Annotated in this window: 9 protein-coding genes, 3 pseudogenes and 1 riboswitch; of the genes and pseudogenes, 3 read left to right on the top strand and 9 right to left on the bottom strand. The window is 71.0% G+C overall.

The features are described 5' to 3' along the window. Positions 1–155: 155 nt before the first annotated feature. The 4 genes and pseudogenes from ACFP2V_RS13645 to ACFP2V_RS13630 all read right to left on the bottom strand — a co-directional run. The gene (locus ACFP2V_RS13645) at positions 156–893 is read right to left on the bottom strand and encodes a hypothetical protein (RefSeq protein ID WP_381210636.1); all 738 of its coding nucleotides are present in this window, start codon (positions 891–893) and stop codon (positions 156–158) included. A 119-nt stretch (positions 894–1,012) separates the two neighbouring features. Further along, a pseudogene (locus tag ACFP2V_RS13640) lies at positions 1,013–1,669 on the bottom strand (DUF6629 family protein); the annotation flags it as partial. A 107-nt stretch (positions 1,670–1,776) separates the two neighbouring features. After that, a pseudogene (locus ACFP2V_RS13635) lies at positions 1,777–1,907 on the bottom strand (respiratory nitrate reductase subunit gamma); the annotation flags it as partial. A 129-nt stretch (positions 1,908–2,036) separates the two neighbouring features. After that, positions 2,037–2,929, bottom strand: a pseudogene (locus tag ACFP2V_RS13630) (nitrate reductase subunit beta); the annotation flags it as partial. 337 nt (positions 2,930–3,266) lie between these two features. On the opposite strand from ACFP2V_RS13630, the gene ppk2 reads away from it, so the two are divergent. Beyond that, on the top strand, positions 3,267–4,070 hold the full coding sequence (gene ppk2, locus ACFP2V_RS13625; protein WP_381210633.1) for a polyphosphate kinase 2: 804 nt from the start codon (positions 3,267–3,269) through the stop codon (positions 4,068–4,070). A gap of 134 nt (positions 4,071–4,204) precedes the next feature. Then, the gene (locus ACFP2V_RS13620; protein WP_381210630.1) at positions 4,205–4,978 is read left to right on the top strand and encodes a sulfite exporter TauE/SafE family protein; all 774 of its coding nucleotides are present in this window, start codon (positions 4,205–4,207) and stop codon (positions 4,976–4,978) included. 118 nt (positions 4,979–5,096) lie between these two features. On the opposite strand, the gene ACFP2V_RS13615 is transcribed toward ACFP2V_RS13620, so the two are convergent. Beyond that, entirely contained in the window at positions 5,097–6,677 is a 1,581-nt protein-coding gene (locus tag ACFP2V_RS13615) for an alpha/beta hydrolase (RefSeq protein WP_381210627.1), read from the bottom strand. A gap of 44 nt (positions 6,678–6,721) precedes the next feature. After that, positions 6,722–7,054, bottom strand: coding sequence for a hypothetical protein (locus ACFP2V_RS13610; protein WP_381210625.1), 333 nt, complete (start codon positions 7,052–7,054; stop codon positions 6,722–6,724). A 142-nt stretch (positions 7,055–7,196) separates the two neighbouring features. On the opposite strand from ACFP2V_RS13610, the gene ACFP2V_RS13605 reads away from it, so the two are divergent. Then, a complete protein-coding gene (locus tag ACFP2V_RS13605) occupies positions 7,197–9,254 on the top strand; it encodes a sensor histidine kinase (RefSeq protein ID WP_381210622.1) in 2,058 nt (685 codons plus the stop codon). Here the strand turns inward: ACFP2V_RS13605 and ACFP2V_RS13600 are convergent. From ACFP2V_RS13600 to cobN, 3 genes are all read right to left on the bottom strand, one after another. Further along, positions 9,209–9,880, bottom strand: coding sequence for a response regulator (locus tag ACFP2V_RS13600; RefSeq protein ID WP_381210987.1), 672 nt, complete (start codon positions 9,878–9,880; stop codon positions 9,209–9,211). The genes ACFP2V_RS13605 and ACFP2V_RS13600 overlap by 46 nt on opposite strands. A gap of 445 nt (positions 9,881–10,325) precedes the next feature. Then, on the bottom strand, positions 10,326–11,375 hold the full coding sequence (locus tag ACFP2V_RS13595; protein WP_381210619.1) for a methyltransferase: 1,050 nt from the start codon (positions 11,373–11,375) through the stop codon (positions 10,326–10,328). Positions 11,376–11,486: 111 nt separating this feature from the next. After that, positions 11,487–15,113, bottom strand: a complete 3,627-nt coding sequence (cobN, locus tag ACFP2V_RS13590; protein WP_381210616.1) for a cobaltochelatase subunit CobN — start codon at positions 15,111–15,113, stop codon at positions 11,487–11,489. Positions 15,114–15,146: 33 nt separating this feature from the next. Beyond that, positions 15,147–15,297: riboswitch (cobalamin riboswitch) on the bottom strand. Between the last annotated feature and the right edge of the window lie 45 nt (positions 15,298–15,342).

The raw sequence follows: 15,342 nt of genomic DNA, 5'->3' as shown, positions 1-15,342 counted from the left end.
GCGACACGACGGTGCCGGTGAGGGGTTGGGTGGCGGCCGGGCACGGACGTGCGCGGCCGGTGCCCGAGGCGGGAACGTCGACGGCCGACGGCTCGACTGCGGCGTCGATCCGCCGGTTGGGCGGGTTCCAGGAGGCCTCGGGGAACCGGCTGTCGTCAGACGACAGCGACCCCGGCGGGCGGGCCCCGCGTGGTGATCGTGTGGGTGAGGAGGAGCCGGCGCGGCATCCGGCCTTGCCCGGTGCGGCGCGCGCGGACGCGTGGACGGTCCGGCGGTGCGGGCAGCCGCAGCAGCAGTCCGCGCAGCGGCGCGAACAGTCGGCCGGCGAAGGCACGCAGGATGCGGAACGCCGCACGTTCGCCACGCGCGAGCCAGAGGGCGCACACCAGCGCGGCCAGCAGGTGGGCGGCGAGCATCCCGGTCGACGACATGCCGTCCGCGGCCATGGAGTGGGCGGTGTGCTCGGCATGGGCGGAGTGCACGGAATGCGGGCTGCCCGCCGTCTCACCGCCCATACCGCCACTCATGCCGTGCCCCATGCCGCCCTCCGGGGAGAGGGGCGCGGCGTGCTGACGCATCAGCAGGTTGTGCAGCCCGCGCTCGAGCAGCGAACCTCCGCCCGAGGGATCCGGGTGGACCAGTGCCTGGGCGAAGGCGAACAAGGTGTGCAGGGCGGCCTGTGCGGCCACCGCGACGGAGCCGACCAGCCACGGCCCGCGCTCCCGGCCGGCCAGGAGCCAGGCCGTGACGCCGGTCGCCGCCGCCCCTGCCGCCAGGGCCCACCCGGGCACCGCGGTCCGTGACATCAGAACGTGGCCGAGGGCGGCGAGCAGCACGCAGACAGCCGCGAACACCGCGGCCCGTACCGTGCGAGAACACCACCCACTGGTCATGGCGGCCTCATCCTCGCATCCGGATCTCGAACGTCACGTGAGGGTACGGACATTGTCCCTGTGCCCGACTCAATCGAGGTGACGTGATGCGCGTCACCTCCGCCTGCCGGTCGAGGCCGTCACCCTGCCGCGGCGGTCAACCCCGACCGCCGCCCACGCCCCCGCACCCACCCGAACAGGACCAGTGAGCACACGGCGGCGAACGCGCACCAGATCGAGACGAACTCCATCCGCCACAAGGCCCAGGAGACGAGCGCGCCCGCACCGGCCAGGACACCGAGGGCCCGCAGGCCGCGGTCGCCGGAGAGCAGCAGGGACCCGACGGTGGCCAGCAGATAGCCCACGACCAGCAGCGGGGCGTACGGCAGGTCCACGACGTAACCGATGGTGCGGCCGCGGATCTCCGCCCGCACGGGACGGGCGGCGAGGACGCAGCCGAGGACCGCCGCCGTCACGGCCCCGGCGACGAGGGGCGGCGTCAGCCTGCGCAGCGCGTCCCCTCCTACGCCCTTCGGCGCGGCGCACCACACACCCACCGGCATCCAGAGCGCCAGCAGCGGCAGGGCGACGACCGCCCACAGCAGCACGGCCGGGCCCGTCCCTCCGCCGGAGGCCCAGACCGCCGCCTCGATCACCTGGTGCACGCCGAGCAGCAGCGGCAGCCCGGCCAGCGGAAGGTCACCGCTGTGGCCCGCCCGCACCGTGCGGGCCACACAGGCCACCCCGACCGCCGCGATGCCGACGCCCGCCACGAGGTCGGCCTCCGCGCTCCAGCACGTCGCTCCGCCCTCGGGTCACCCGCAGGAAAGCTACATCCTCGCGAACCCGGAGCAACCGGACGGCAGCGACACGGCCGCGCGCTCCCCCGTCCGTCCCCGCGCGCCTACCCGGTGCGCTCCCAGCCCCGGCGGGGCGTGCGGGTGCCGAGGGCGGTGTCGCGGCTGCGGTAGACGATGTACGGGCGGGTGAGGTGACCGAGGGGGCGGTGAGCATGTGGACGAGACGGGTGAAGGGCCAGGTGCTCGTCGAACCGGTCGTCGGGGTGGGCGAGCAGCAGGGACTGGGCCTGCCAGGCCGGCGGGCGCCAGGGCCGGGTGGCGGTCGCCCGTGTGGTCTTCGAGGGCTGCTTCTTCTTTCGCATGCTCATGGTTTCGGTCCCGCCTTCCTGTCGCGGTCGGGGCGGGAAGGGGGCCCGCCGTTGTCGGCGTCCCCGGGCGGTGTCTTGGGAAACAGGCCCCACGAGACCCCCTTGCCGTCCCAGTCGAGGAGGTTGACGCGGGTGTCCTTGTCGGTGGGGGTGGCCGGGGTGTCGGAGGTCTGGCGGTCACGCAGGGCGTGGAAGTTCTCCACGACGATGGGGCGGCGCCGCCGAACGTTTCCCCAAGGGGCCCGAGCCGCCCATGCCGGGGCCGCCCTCGTAGTCGAGGCTGCACTCGGTGGCCAGTTCCTCGAGCCGGTGGGCCTGTTCGGCGTGGGCGGGCGGGATGACGTACCGCCCGTCGTACTTGGCGAGGGCCGCAGCCGGTACATGTCGTACATCTGTTCCTCGCCCATGCCGACGGCCTCGGGGACGGACGCGTCCGGTTCACGGCCGAGGTTGATGTCGCGCAGGTAGGCGCGCATGGCGGCCAGCCGGCGCAGCACCGCGTCGACCGGCGCCGGGTCGCCGGCGGTGAACAGCTGGGCAGGTAGTCGACGGGGACGCGCAGGGCGTCGACGGCGGCGAAGAGGGTGCGGTGGTCCTCGGCGTCCCGGCCGGTGTCGCGGACGGCGTCGACCACCGGGGACAGCGGCGGGATGTACCGGACCATGAGCATCGTCCGGTACTCCGGGTACAGGGGCAGGGCCACCTTGTAGGTGTTGATCAGGGCGTGGATCGGGGAGCGCTGGGCGGCCTCGATCCAGTCCCGCTCGATCCAGTCCCGGGGGATACCGGCCCGTTCGGCCGCGGCGACGACCCGCGGGTCGTCGGGGTCGAGGAAGCCCTGCCGCTGGGCCTCGTACAGTCCGGTGTCGTCGGGGGTGGTGGCGCCTTCCGGGGTTTGCCCTGGAACGGTCGATATGGTCGTGCACGGGACACCTCCGGATCGGTTGTCGCCGGCCTCGTCCCGGCACCCCGGCTGGTGCGGGAGGTCGTCCGGGACACGCACCGGATGCTGCTCGGCCCCTGGTACGCCCTGCTCGCCGTGCTCGTCCTCACCCGCTTCTGGTCGTACTGGAGCACATTGCTGTAGTCCTCGAGCCCACCTGGAGCGTCACCGGGCCGGATGCGCGGATCCTCGCCCATCAGTACGGTGGCGTCCTGGGGTGTGACCTTGAATGCAGTGACCCGCCCGAGGACGGCGCGGGTCACCGGGCGGTGGAGGCGGCGACATGGCCGGCAAGAAGGCGGCGAAGCTGCCCCGTGCGGCGTACGAGAGCGAGCTGCTGCGTCTGCAGGCGGAGCTGGTGAAGCTCCAGGAGTGGGTGCGGGCCGAGGGGGCGCGGCTGGTCGTCGTCTTCGAGGGCCGGGACGCCGCGGGCAAGGGCGGCACCATCAAGCGGGTCACCGAGTACCTCAACCCGCGCGTGGCACGGATCGCGGCCCTGCCCACGCCGACCGAACGCCAGCGCACCCAGTGGTACTTCCAGCGGTACGTCGAGCATCTGCCGGCCGCCGGCGAGATCGTGTTGTTCGACCGGTCCTGGTACAACCGTGCCGGCGTGGAGCGGGTCATGGGCTTCTGTACGAAGGAGGAGTACCAGCGCTTTCTGCACCAGTGCCCGATCTTCGAGCGGATGCTGGTGGAGGACGGGATCCTGCTGCGCAAGTACTGGTTCTCGGTGAGCGACACCGAGCAGGAGACACGATTCCGCAAGCGGCTGGAGGATCCGGTGCGCCGCTGGAAACTCTCGCCGATGGACCTCGAGTCGATCACCCGCTGGGAGGCGTACTCCCAGGCCAAGGATTCGATGCTGGTACACACCGACATCACCGAAGCGCCGTGGTACGTCGTGGAGAGCGACGACAAGCGCCGCGCGCGGCTGAACATGATCGCCCATCTGCTGAGCACGGTGCCCTACCAGGAGGTGGAGCCGCCGGTCATCGAACTGCCGGAGCGCCCGCCGTCGGCCGGCTACCAGCGTCCGCCCCGCGACCTGCAGACGTACGTCCCCGACCACGCGGCCACCCTCTGACCCGGTGTCCGGGTGACCGGTTGGGGTAACCGGGTGATGCCCCCGGTCGCCCTGGCATGCACGCCCTTCCTGCATGATCGGTGGTGGCCCCTCGACCTTCACGGCGGGGAGGCGACTCACCGAATCAGAAGGAGATGGCCTTGTCCATCTGGGAGGCACTGGCGGTCTTCGCCGCCGGAATCGGCGCCGGCACCATCAACACCATCGTCGGCTCGGGCACACTGATCACGTTTCCCGTCCTGCTCGCCACCGGGCTGCCTCCGGTGACCGCCACCGTGTCCAACGCCCTCGGGCTGATCCCCGGTTCGGTCAGCGGCGCCATAGGCTACCGGGCGGAACTCAAGGGCCAGCGCCGTCTCGTCCTGCGGCTCGGCGTGGCCGCGGTGATCGGCGGACTCGCCGGGGCGATGCTGCTGCTCACGCTCCCCGCGACCGCCTTCGAGACGATCGTCCCCGTACTCGTCGCGCTCGCGCTGGTCCTCGTCGTGCTCCAGCCCCGCATCTCCGCCCGCGTGCAGCGCCGCCGGGCCCGCACGGGCACGGTCACCAAAACCGACGGCGGGCCCCTCCTCTTCGGCGGGCTCCTGCTCGCCAGCGTCTACGGGGGTTACTTCACAGCGGCCCAGGGGATCATCTACCTCTCCCTGATGGGCATGCTGCTCGAGGACACCCTCCAGCGGCTGAACGCCGTCAAGAACGTCCTGGCCGCCGTCGTGAACAGCATCGCGGCCCTGTTCTTCCTGTTCGTCGCCGACTTCGACTGGACCGCCGTCCTGCTCATCGCCGTGGGCTCGGCGATCGGCGGCCAGGTCGGCGCGAAGGTCGGGCGCCGGCTCCCTCCGCCCGCCCTGCGGGCCTTCGTCGTCGTCGTGGGCACGTTCGCCATCGTCCAACTGCTCCTGCGCTGAACCGGCGCCCGCCGGAACGCCGGTTCAGCGGTCGCGGCCACCGCGGCACGGGGCCGGGGCCGGCCTCCTCACCGAGGCCGGCCCTCGGACGCTTCGCCGGAGGCGGGAACCGCCCGGTTCACGAGCAGACGGTGTCGTTCTTCGGGACCGTCCCGTCGAGCAGGTACTTGTCGACGATCTTGGTCAGGCACTTGTTGACGGCGTAGGTGCCGTGCCCTTCACCCTCGACGGTGAGGTGGACACCGACTCCCTTGCCCAGCGCATCCGCCATCTTCTTGGCACCCTCGTAGGGGGTGGCCGGGTCGCCGGTGTTGCCGATGACGAGAACGGGGCCCGCGCCGTCGGCCTTCACGTCGACGGTGGACGCGTGGCCTTCCACCGGCCAGTCGGTGCAGGCGAGCAGCATCCAGGCGGTCATGTCGCCGAACACCGGAGAGGCCTTACGGAACTCGGGAAGCTGCTGGTGCACGTCCTCGACGGTGAAGCGATCCTTGCTGTCGGCGCAGTTCACCGCTGTATTGGCGGGACCGGAATTGGAGTACACGCCGTCGTTGCGCTCGGCGTACATGTCGGAGAGCCACAGCAGCTCGCCGCCCTCCCCCTCCTCGGCGGCCTGCAGGGCACGGCTGAGCCACGACCAGCTCTCCTGACTGTAGAGGGCGGCGAGGATGCCTATGCCTGCCTGACCTTGTGTCAGGACGCGGTCGTCGTCTTCCACAGGCAGGGGCTTCGTGTCCAGGCTCTCGAGCAACTCGGTGATCTCCTTCTCACCCCGAGCGGGGTCCTTCCCCTCGAAGAAGCACTCATCCTGCTTCACACAGTCCTTGAGGAAGTTCTGCAGCGCGCTCTCGAATCCCTCCGTCTGGCTGAGGGTGACTGTCGCGGAATCCTGAGTGGGATCGACCACGGCGTCGAAGACGGTCCGTCCGACGTTCTTCGGGAAGAGGTGCGCGTAGACGCCGCCGAGCTGCGTTCCGTAGGAGAGGCCGAAGTAGTTCAGCTTCTCGTCGCCCAGGACCCGGCGCATCAGGTCGAGATCGCGTGCGGCCTCCTGTGTGCCGACGTGCTCCAGCACCGCACCCGAGTTGCTTTCACAGGCCCGGGCATACGCGCTTGTACCGAGGGTGAGGACCTTCTCCTCCGCAGCGTCGTCCGGTGTCGAGTCCTGGGCCAGCCAGGCATCCATGGCCTTGTCGTCCAGGCACTGCACACCGGCACTGTCCCCGACCCCCCGCGGATCGAAGCTGACCAGGTCGTAACGCTTGTGCAGCTCCAGGTAGTCCTCGGCCGCAAAGGCGGGAAGCGTCGGCACCCCGGCCCCACCGGGGCCTCCGAAGTTGAAGACGAGAGATCCAAGGCTCTTCTTGCCGGAGTCCTTCGCGGCCCGTGCCCGGACGAGGGCGATATCGATGGTCCTGCCGTCGGGCTTCGCGTAGTCCAGGGGCGCCTTCATGGTGGCGCACTGCCACTTCGTGCCGTCCGGCAGGTCCTCGGGCTTCTCTCCGCCGCCCTGGGCCGCGGACGGGGCGGGGCATCCGGCCCAGTCCAGTTTCTGTTCACCGAGAGCGGCGGGGACCGCGGGTATCGCGGCGGCTCCGTCGTCCTCGACATCCGGGTCGCAGGCTGTGAGGGTGGCGGCTGCCAGTACGGCGAGCGAGACCAGGCCGATGGCGGCCCGGGACGAACGGTGGTGGGACATGCTTCTGCCGATCTGAGGTCGTTGTTGGTGGAAGGGGCAAACGCTCATGCGTCGACGTGCTGGTCGTGATCCTGGTCGTGATCCTGGTCGTGGTGCTGACGACCGGCGCGCCTGTCCCGGCGGGCCTTGTACCCCCGGACGACCGGCGCGGTGAGTACGGTGAACACAAAGGTCACGCTGATCAGGAGGGGATACTTGGACCATGGGCTGTTGACGATCCCGGCCGATTCCAATACCGAGAGCAATACCCTGTCCACTGGGTAGAGGAGGACGGCCAGAACGACGATGTGCCAGGTGGGCACCTTCTTCAACGGCTTGGCCGTGACCACCAGGATCAGAACGGCGGCCAAGACGACGATGACATCGGTTCGTTCCATGCCTCAATCCTTCCGTCCCGGGACCCACTGGGACGTCGACCACCGGGAGGAACGTCACCTAGGCCGCAAGACCTAGACGGGTCACCGGCGCACCAGCCCTCGACGACAGGCGGAGCAGTGCCCCCCCTCTACACTTACGCCGATGGGAAGGACTCGAGGCCTGCTCCTGCCGGGCCTGTTCGCGTTGGCAGAATCCGCTCTGTGGTTCTTCACCCTTCCGTTGCTGGAGAAGCCTCCGAACACAACGGTGTGCATCACTTACTTCTCTGCCTTGGCATGCACCGTGGTCGCGCTCGAACGGCGAACCCGGGCACCACTCACCGCTCTTGGCCTTACCCTCACCACGTCCGTACTGGTACAACTCCTGATCCCGCCCGACCTGGTGGGCCTGACGGGCCTGCTGGCCGTCCAGGTGGCGCTCTTCTCCGTGACCGCTCGGAGCGACTGGGTCGTCGGGCTGGGCGCGACCGCCGCAGCCGCCGTTGTCCAACTCCTGCCGGCCACCGTGCAGTACGGATTCAGCAGCGCTCTCGTCCACGACTGGCTCATCACCGTCTTCCTGTGCCTGCCGGCGGCTGCTCTCGGCGCCGGTCGCCGGCACTGGCTGCGGGAACGGCAGGTGACACAACAGCAACTGGCCCGTGCCGAACAGGAACGGGGGCAGGCCGCCGGCACCGAACGGAACCGGTTGGCGAACGAGTTGCACGACATCAGCGCACATCACCTCACCTCCGTCGTGGTGACCGTCGAAGCTGCCCGCAGGCTTGGTGACAGCAGACCCGAATTGGCCACGGAGGCCCTCACGTTCGCCAGCCGCACCGCACGGGAGACCCAGTCCGCCCTGCGCCGTCTCGTGACGGTCATGCAGGTGGACGACACACCGGCTCCCCAGTCGATGACCGCCTCGATCGAGGCCCTGATCGCGGGCTTCGGCAGACTGGGTCGCCCCATCTCCGTTTCCCTGCCTCCCGATCTGGTCGGCCCTGCGGCGGAGGCGGCCCACGGCATCATCCGGGAGGCTCTGACCAACACCCTGCGCTACGCACCGGGCGCGTCGGTCGGCATTCGGGCGGAGCGATCCGAGGACGCCCTACGACTGACCATTGACAACAGCAAACCGCCGGGCGGTACCGACGGCAGCCAGCCGCCTCTCGGCTCCGGCCGGGGTGTGGCGGGGATGTGGCGACGCGCCGATGCGATCGGCGGGCAACTTTCCGCGGGGCCCCGCCCCGACGGAGGTTGGCGTGTGCACGCCGTGCTCCCCGACACCTCGTCCGGATGGCAGTCGGCCGTGGGACGACGGCGCAACTTCACACGCGAGCAGCAGATCGCGGACGGAGCAGTCTTCGGCCTTGTCGCCGCGTTGTCGCTGGCGTTCGCCCTGGCAGAGGCGGACGATGTCGGTCACTCGGTCTCGGTCCGCCTGCTGCTCGCGCTGGTACTGACCATGCACGCGCTGCCGCTGTTGTGGCGCCGACGTGCCCCTTGGCTGACCCTCACGGCGGTCGGGGTCACCGCCCTTCTGTGGCCGGTGCTGCTCCACAGCGGTGTGCTGCCGCTGTCCGCCGCATCCTGTCTCGTGGGCGGCGGACTCGCCGAAGTGGCCGCTGTCTACGGTGTCGCGGCCTACGGTCGCGTGCTGAAACCCGCAACCTCCCCTGACGGCCGGTACGTTCAGCAATCGAGGACGACATCACTGACGTATCCGCCGGGCCTCCGGATGTCGTTTCTGCCTGTTCCCGCCATGATCCTTTCGTTCGTGGTATCGATGATGGCGGCGTTCACCGCCGACGGGATACTGGTCGGAGAGCCTGTCGATCCCTTCGTTGTGCTGTTCGTTCTCTTGCCGGTGCTGCCTTTGCCCGGCCTGATGTTCACGGCCGCGTGGTTGGCGGGGTGGCTGATGCACATGCGCCGCAGGCGGGAGTTGAGGCGCGAGGACGCAGCGCTCACGGCGTTGCTGGCCGGCAAGAAGGACCTGGTCCACAGTGAGCGGCAGCGGGTCGCCGGCGGCCTGCGGGAGACGGTGCTCCGGCAGACCACTCGGGTGATCTCCTCGGCGGAGGCGGGCAGTCTGGACGACGTCGCCGCCGCCACGAGAGCGACACTGGCCGCCATGCGTCAGCTGCTCGGAAGTCTGGATGCCGCTACTCCTCAGGGAGTTGACAGCCCCGACGGACGGATGAGTCCGCTTTCATAGGCGAAAATGGTCGCCTGCACACGATCCCGCAGACCCAGTTTGTTCAACACCGCGCTGACATGGACCTTCACCGTGCCGAGGGCGACCCCCAGGCGCTTCCCGATCTCCGCGTTGCTCAAGCCCGTGGCGACCAGCGTCAGAATCTCGCGCTCGCGCTGGGTGAGGCTGTTCAGGGCCCCGGTGCTCTCCGAAGAGACCGGGGCGCCTTGGGCGAAGGCGGCTATCAGACGTCCGGTGACCGCAGGCGCGAGGACGCCGTCACCGGCGGCGACACCCCGTATCGCGGCCAGCAGGGCTTCTGGCTCGGCGTCCTTGAGCAGGTAGCCGGAGGCTCCGGCCCGCAGGGCTTCGTAGACGTAGGCATCGAGGTCGAACGTGGTCAGCACCAGGACTCGGGGGCGACTGCTGTGCCGCGTGATCAGCCGGGTGGCCGTCAGCCCGTCCATGCCGGGCATGCGGATGTCCATCAACACCAGGTCGGGCACGAGCTCGGCCGCCATCGCGACCGCCGCGTCCCCTTCGGCTGCCTCGCCGACCACGGTCATGTCGGCCTCGGCCGTCAGGATCGCCGCGAATCCCGCGCGGACGATCGTCTGATCGTCCGCGATCAGCACACGGATACTGATGGCCTTCTCCTCTTCCTGAGGTCTTTCGTCCGGGCGGGCCGGATGGGGGGCGGGGGCCGGTGCCGGGGCACCGCTCACGCCCTTCGGACGGCGGAGGGGGAGCTCCGCGAGGCGCAGAGGTACAGTGCCGGATCACGCCGGCCCGGCACGATCCCACCGGACAGGTCCCGGCCCACATGGAGCCCGGTCGCCCGCGTCGTATCCTCCCACGGACGCCGAGCACGGCGTGCCGGACCGGGACACGCCCACGGGCGGCCGGAGTGCCAACTCCCCTCATCTCCAGAAGAGTCGGGGCTCTCGAATGCCCTGCCTCCAGGCACGGATCGCGGGGAAGGGAGCCGAACAGCGCGAGGCCGCGCCCCGGTCGGGAAGGAGCGCGGCCTGAAGGCGGTGGATTCCGGCGTGGGCGAGGACCACCGGCAGGGGGTGGTGTTCCGAACGGAGCTCAGGCGGGTACGAGTTCCAGGACGGAGACCCGGGAGACGGAGGGCTTGGTGGATGCCGGTTTCAGTCCGGCTCGTTCGAAGAGGTTCTCGAACTCGTCGAGGCTGCGTTCGCGTCCGGTGGACAGCGCCATCATGTTGAGGTCCATCAGCGGTTCCAGACCGGGTGTGCCCACCTCGTCGACGAGGAGCTCCATCACCAGCACGCGCCCACCGGGCCGGAGGGCTTCCCGGCAGTTGCGCAGAATGCGGACGCAGGAGTCGTCGTCCCAGTCGTGCAGGACGAACTTCAGCAGGTGCACGTCCGCGGGCGGCACCTGCTCGAAGAAGTCGCCGCCGACGAAGGTGAACCGGTCCCTGACGCCCAGAGCCGTCGCGGAGGCGTCCGCCTCGGCGCCCACGTGCGGGAGGTCGAGGACCATTCCGGTCAGTCGGGGGTGCCGCTGCATGAGCGTCTGGACCAGGTTTCCGCCGGCGCCGCCGACGTCCACGGCGACCTCGGCGCCCCTGAGGTCGATCACGTCCGCGAGCCGGTGGGCCAGGCCGCGGGTCATGGCCGTCATGGCATTGGTGAAGACCTCGGCTTCCGTGGGGGCGGCGGCGAGCCAGTCGAAGACGGGTGCGCCCAGGGCGGCCTCCGCCTGGGGGGTGCCGGTGCGGATCGCGTCCGCCAGGCGCCCCCACGGCAGCCAGTGCGACTCGGCCCCGCCCCACAGGGCCAGGTCCCGCAGGGAACCCGGGGCGTCGGTGCGCAGGGTGTCGAGCAGGGGCGTACCGGCGAACCGCTTCCCGTCGGTGGATGCGGCCAGACCGAGGGAGGCGCACGCGCGCAGGAACCGGAAGGTCGAGTCCGGGTCCAGGGACTCCGCCTCTGCCACCTCCTCGGGAGTGGCGCCGTCGGCGTGCAGGTGATCGGCGATCCGCAGTTCGGCCGCGGTGCGCACCACCTGGGTGACCCAGTATCCGGTCATCATCTGGAGCATCCGCCCCGTGTCACCCACCGGCCGCTCGATGGAACCCGCCGCGACGAAGTCATGCTCGAACAAAGTCATACTGATGATCGTGGCGCACCGGAAACGCCACGGCGTCGTCCGTACTGAGGAGCACCGACCAGGCCGCAGGACATAGACCGGGCGGCGGCCGGCCGCCGCCCGGTCCGCCCCTCAGTCCTCGCCCTCCAGGTCGCCCTCCGTCTCCAGGTACACCTTCCGCAGCGCGTCGAGGACCGCCGGGTCGGGCTTCTCCCACATGCCGCGCGACTCGGCCTCCAGCAGCCGCTCCGCGATGCCATGCAGGGCCCAGGGGTTGGCCTGCTGCAGGAACTCACGGTTGGCCGGGTCCAGGACGTAGGCCTCGGTGAGCTTGTCGTACATCCAGTCGGCGATGACCCCCGTGGTGGCGTCGTAACCGAACAAGTAGTCCACGGTGGCGGCGAGTTCGAAGGCGCCCTTGTAACCGTGGCGGCGCATCGCCTCGATCCACTTCGGGTTGACCACCCGGGCGCGGAAGACGCGCGAGGTCTCCTCCACCAGGGTGCGGGTGCGGACCGTCTCGGGGCGGGTGGAGTCGCCGATGTACGCCTCGGGCGCGGTGCCGCGCAGAGCGCGGACGGTGGCGACCATGCCGCCGTGGTACTGGAAGTAGTCGTCCGAGTCGGCGATGTCGTGCTCGCGGGTGTCCGTGTTCTTGGCGGCCACCGCGATCCGCTTGTACGCCGTCTCCATCTCGTCGCGGGCCGGGCGGCCGTCCAGTTCGCGACCGTAGGCGTAGCCGCCCCAGACGGTGTAGACCTCGGCGAGGTCGGCGTCGGTGCGCCAGTCGCGGGAGTCGATGAGCTGGAGCAGGCCGGCACCGTAGGTGCCGGGGCGGGAGCCGAAGATGCGGGTGGTGGCCCGGCGTTCGTCGCCGTGTTCGGCGAGGTCGGCCTGGACGTGGGCGCGGACGTGGTTGGCCTCGGCGGGCTCGTCCAGGGAGGCCGCCAGGCGGACGGCGTCGTCGAGGAGGCCGACGGTGTGCGGGAAGGCGTCGCGGAAGAAGCCGGAGATGCGCAGGGTGACGTCGATGCGGGGGCGTCCCAGCTCGTCGTACGGGATGGCCTCCAGCCCCGTGACACGGCGTGAGGCGTCGTCCCAGACGGGGCGGATGCCCAGCAGGGCGAGGGCCTCGGCGACGTCGTCCCCTGCGGTGCGCATGGCGCTGGTGCCCCAGAGGGAGAGCCCGACCGAGGTGGGCCAGTCGCCGTTGTCCGAGCGGTAGCGCTCCAGGAGGCTGTCCGCGAGGGCCTGGCCGGTCTCCCACGCGAGGCGGGAGGGGACGGCCTTGGGGTCGACCGAGTAGAAGTTGCGGCCGGTCGGCAGGACGTTGACCAGACCGCGCAGTGGGGAGCCGGACGGGCCGGCGGGGACGAAACCGCCGTTCAGGGCGTGGACGGTGTGGTCGAGTTCGGCGGTGGTGGCCGACAGCCGCGGGACGACCTCGCGGGCGGCGAACTCCAGGACGGCGGCGACCTGTTCACCGTGCTCGGTGGGCACGGCGGCCGGGTCCCAGTCCGCGTCCTCCATCGCCTGGACCAGGGCGCGGGCCTTCTCCTCCGCCTCGTCGGCCGTCGTGCGGGTGGCGGCGGACTCGTCGAGGCCGAGGGCCTCGCGCAGGCCGGGCAGGGCGGTGACGCCGCCCCAGATCTGGCGGGCGCGCAGGATCGCCAGGACGAGGTTGACCCGGTCGGCGCCGGCGGGCGGGACGCCCAGGACATGGAGGCCGTCGCGGATCTGGGCGTCCTTGACCTCGCAGAGCCAGCCGTCGACGTGCAGGAGGAAGTCGTCGAAGCCGTCGTCGTCGGGACGGTCGTCGAGGCCGAGGTCGTGGTCGAGGCGGGCGGCCTGGATGAGGGTCCAGATCTGGGCGCGGATCGCCGGGAGCTTCGCCGGGTCCATGGAGGAGATCTGGGCGTACTCGTCGAGGAGTTGTTCCAGGCGCGCGATGTCGCCGTAGGAGTCGGCGCGGGCCATCGGGGGGACGAGGTGGTCGACGAGGGTGGCGTGGACCCGGCGCTTGGCCTGGGTGCCCTCACCCGGGTCGTTGACCAGGAAGGGGTAGACGAGGGGGAGGTCGCCGAGGGCTGCGTCGGGGCCGCAGGCGGCGGACAGGCCGGCGTTCTTGCCCGGCAGCCACTCCAGGTTGCCGTGCTTGCCGAGGTGGATCATGGCGTCCGCGCCGAAGCCGCCGTCCTCGGCCCGCGCGGCGAGCCAGCGGTAGGCGGCGAGGTAGTGGTGGGAGGGCGGCAGGTCGGGGTCGTGGTAGATGGCGATGGGGTTCTCGCCGAAGCCGCGCGGGGGCTGGATGAGGATCAGCAGGTTGCCGCGGCGCAGGGCCGCGAGGACGATGTCGCCCTCCGGGTTGCGGCTGCGGTCGAGGAACATCTCGCCCGGCGCCGGGCCCCAGTGCTGCTCGACGGCCGTGCGCAGTCCCTCGGGGAGGGTGGCGTACCAGCGCTTGTAGTCGGCGGCCGGGATGCGCACCGGGTTGCGGGCGAGCTGTTCCTCGGTGAGCCAGTCCTGGTCGTGGCCGCCCGCCTCGATCAGCGCGCGGATCAGTTCGTCGCCGTCTCCGGAGGCCAGTCCGGGGACGTCGGTGTCGCCGAAGTCGTATCCCTCGTCCCGCAGCCGGCGCAGGAGGGCCACCGCGCTGGCGGGGGTGTCCAGGCCGACCGCGTTGCCGATGCGGGAGTGCTTGGTCGGATAGGCGGACAGGACGAGGGCCAGGCGCTTGTCGGCGGCCGGGATGTGCCGCAGGCGGGCGTGGCGCACGGCGATGCCGGCCACCCGGGCGGCGCGCTCGGGGTCGGCGACGTAGGCCGGGAGGCCGTCGGCGTCGATCTCCTTGAAGGAGAACGGCACGGTGATCAGGCGGCCGTCGAACTCGGGCACGGCGATCTGGCTCGCGGCGTCCAGCGGGGAGACGCCCTCGTCGCTCTCCTCCCAGGCGGTGCGGGAGCCGGTCAGGCACAGGGCCTGGAGGATCGGCACGTCCAGGGTGGTGAGGGCGCCCGCGTCCCAGGACTCGTCGTCGCCGCCGGCGGACGCCTCGGCGGGCTTGGTGCCGCCGGCCGCGAGGACGGTCGTGACGATGACGTCCGCCGCGCGCAGCTCCTCGATCAGTTCGGATTCGGGGGCGCGCAGGGAGGCCACGTACAGCGGCAGGGGCCGCCCGCCCGCGTTCTCCACGGCGTCGCACAGGGCGTGGACGAAGGCGGTGTTGCCGCTCATGTGATGGGCGCGGTAGTAGAGCACGGCGACGGTCGGGCCGTCGGTGTCCTCGCGGGGTGTGCGCTCCAGCGGGCCCCAGGTGGGTGCGGGCGCGGGCGCCTCGAAGCCGTGGCCGGTGAGCAGGACCGTGTCGGACAGGAAGCGGGCGAGCTGCTCGAGGTTGGCGGGTCCGCCGTGGGCGAGATAGGCGTGCGCCTCGGCGGCGATGCCGACGGGAACCGTGGAGGCGGCCATCAGCTGGGCGTCGGGGGCCTGTTCACCGGTGAGGACGACGACCGGGCGGCCGTCGGCGAGCAGCAGGTCGAGGCCCTCCTCCCAGGCGCGCAGTCCGCCGAGGAGGCGTACGACGACCAGGCCGACGCCCTCGAGGAGCGCGGGCAGGTCGTCGAGCGGGAGGCGGGAGGGGTTGGCGAAGCGGTAGGGCACCGGGCCGTCGGCCGCTCGCGCGCTGAGCAGGTCCGTGTCGGACGTCGACAGGAGCAGGATGCGGGGGTGCGTCGAGCGCTCCCCGGACGAATGCGGCATGCGTCGGCCGGCCTTCCTCGGGGTCCGCGCCCCGGGCAGTGTTGGACGGCGGGAGTTCCTGACTCGTCCGGCCTCCTGGTGGCCGGACTCACAGTGGCGGGACCGCGCCGGATTCGCACCGGCTTCCTCCCCTGTCGCCGTCGTGGCGAGGGCGGATCTGATGATCCGCCGAGATCATAGTAAGGGTCGGGGGAAGAGGGCAGGGCTTGGACGCCGTGTGACGGTCGGT

Origin of the sequence: Streptomyces incanus, assembly GCF_042656345.1 — a bacterium.
GTDB lineage: Bacteria > Actinomycetota > Actinomycetes > Streptomycetales > Streptomycetaceae > Streptomyces > Streptomyces incanus.
This window is presented reverse-complemented; position numbering and strand designations above follow the sequence as displayed.

Excerpts from the sequence above, each read along its gene's own strand:
- ACFP2V_RS13645 (WP_381210636.1), bottom strand. The coding sequence starts at position 893 with ATGACCAGTGGGTGGTGTTCTCGCACGGTACGGGCCGCGGTGTTCGCG.
- ppk2 (WP_381210633.1), top strand. The coding sequence starts at position 3,267 with ATGGCCGGCAAGAAGGCGGCGAAGCTGCCCCGTGCGGCGTACGAGAGC.
- ACFP2V_RS13620 (WP_381210630.1), top strand. The coding sequence starts at position 4,205 with ATGGCCTTGTCCATCTGGGAGGCACTGGCGGTCTTCGCCGCCGGAATC.
- ACFP2V_RS13615 (WP_381210627.1), bottom strand. The coding sequence starts at position 6,677 with ATGTCCCACCACCGTTCGTCCCGGGCCGCCATCGGCCTGGTCTCGCTC.
- ACFP2V_RS13610 (WP_381210625.1), bottom strand. The coding sequence starts at position 7,054 with ATGGAACGAACCGATGTCATCGTCGTCTTGGCCGCCGTTCTGATCCTG.
- ACFP2V_RS13605 (WP_381210622.1), top strand. The coding sequence starts at position 7,197 with ATGGGAAGGACTCGAGGCCTGCTCCTGCCGGGCCTGTTCGCGTTGGCA.
- ACFP2V_RS13595 (WP_381210619.1), bottom strand. The coding sequence starts at position 11,375 with ATGACTTTGTTCGAGCATGACTTCGTCGCGGCGGGTTCCATCGAGCGG.
- cobN (WP_381210616.1), bottom strand. The coding sequence starts at position 15,113 with ATGCCGCATTCGTCCGGGGAGCGCTCGACGCACCCCCGCATCCTGCTC.